The following is a 237-nucleotide window of genomic DNA, read 5'->3' on the forward strand; positions in this document are numbered from 1 at the left end:
GGCTCGGAAGGCCCAGTCGGAAGCCAAGGGCAGGAAGCGCGGCATCGGCATGAGCTGCTATATCGAGGCCTGCGGGATCGCGCCATCGGCGGCGGTCGGTTCGCTCGGTGCAGGCGTCGGCCTTTGGGAATCGGCGGAGGTGCGGGTGAATGCGGTCGGCACGATCGAGGTGCCCACCGGATCTCACAGCCATGGCCAGGGCCATGAGACGACTTTCGCGCAGATCATCGCCGGCCG

At 67.9% G+C, this 237-nt stretch carries 1 protein-coding gene; it reads left to right on the plus strand.

The genetic code is table 11. The features are described from left to right. A partial coding sequence (locus tag KVS69_RS20525; RefSeq protein WP_217540186.1) for a molybdopterin cofactor-binding domain-containing protein occupies positions 1-237 on the plus strand: 237 nt, incomplete at both ends.

This window comes from Stenotrophomonas sp. GbtcB23 (assembly GCF_019091045.1).
Classification (GTDB): Bacteria; Pseudomonadota; Gammaproteobacteria; order Xanthomonadales; family Xanthomonadaceae; genus Stenotrophomonas; species Stenotrophomonas rhizophila_A.